We start from the raw sequence: 1,392 nt of genomic DNA, 5'->3' as shown, positions 1-1,392 counted from the left end.
CTCGGGAGACAGACGGCGGGTGCTAAGGTCCGTCGTCAAAAGGGAAACAGCCCTGACCTACAGCTAAGGTCCCCAAGTCGTGTCTAAGTGGGAAAGCATGTGGAAATCCCAAAACAACCAGGAGGTTGGCTTAGAAGCAGCCATCCTTTAAAGAAAGCTTAACAGCTCACTGATCAAGCGATCCTGCGCGGAAAATGTAACGGGGCTCAAGCCATGCGCCGAAGATATGGGTTCGCGTAAGCGAGCGGTAGCGGAGCGTTCCGTAAGCCGGTGAAGGTCAGGCGTGAGCCTGGCTGGAGGTATCGGAAGTGAGAATGCTGACATGAGTAACGATAAGGAGTGTGAGAGACACTCCCGCCGAAAGACCAAGGGTTCCTGCGTAAAGCTAATCTGCGCAGGGTTAGTCGGCCCCTAAGGCGAGGCTGAAAAGCGTAGTCGATGGGAAGCAGGTAAATATTCCTGCACCAGCCAGAAGTGACGGATGGCGTAACTTGTCAGGGCTTATTGGATTGTCCTGGCAGGGAAGTTGTCCCTGGAAATAACTCTGGCAGAGACCGTACCCGAAACCGACACAGGTGGTCAGGTAGAGCATACCAAGGCGCTTGAGAGAACTGTGCTGAAGGAACTCGGCAAATTGCACGCGTAACTTCGGAATAAGCGTGACTCTGCTTAGGGCAACCTTTGCAGAGTGGCACAAGCCAGGGGGTAGCGACTGTTTAGCAAAAACACAGGGCTCTGCGAAGCAGCAATGCGACGTATAGGGTCTGACGCCTGCCCGGTGCCTGAAGGTTAAAGGGAGTTGTGAAAGCGACGAACTGAAGCCCAGGTAAACGGCGGCCGTAACTATAACGGTCCTAAGGTAGCGAAATTCCTTGTCGGGTAAGTTCCGACCTGCACGAATGGCGTAACGACTTCCCCACTGTCTCCAGCACAGGCTCAGTGAAATTGAATTCCCCGTGAAGATGCGGGGTTCCCGCGGTCAGACGGAAAGACCCTATGAACCTTTACTATAGCTTCGCCTTGGCGTTAGCGACCGTATGTGTAGGATAGGTGGGAGGCTATGAAACCGGGGCGCCAGCTCTGGTGGAGCCATCCTTGAAATACCACCCTTACTGTCGTTGACGTCTAACCGAGGACCGTTATCCGGTCCCGGGACATGGCGTGGTGGGTAGTTTGACTGGGGCGGTCGCCTCCTAAAGTGTAACGGAGGCGCGCGATGGTGGGCTCAGACCGGTCGGAAATCGGTCGTCGAGTGCAATGGCATAAGCCCGCCTGACTGCGAGACTGACAAGTCGAGCAGAGACGAAAGTCGGCCATAGTGATCCGGTGGTCCCGCGTGGAAGGGCCATCGCTCAACGGATAAAAGGTACTCTAGGGATAACAGGCTGATTG

Annotated in this window: 1 rRNA gene (cut by a window edge); it reads left to right on the top strand. The window is 55.0% G+C overall.

What is annotated here, in order from left to right:
* Positions 1-1,392 (top strand): 23S ribosomal RNA (locus ACP7AR_RS17490) (its annotated part continues 373 nt past the right edge of the window); the annotation flags it as partial.

The organism is Microbacterium sp. TWP3-1-2b2, assembly GCF_049896145.1.
Classification (GTDB): domain Bacteria; phylum Actinomycetota; class Actinomycetes; order Actinomycetales; family Microbacteriaceae; genus Microbacterium.
Note: the sequence above shows the minus strand (reverse complement) of the source record. Positions and strands in the feature narration are given on the sequence as shown.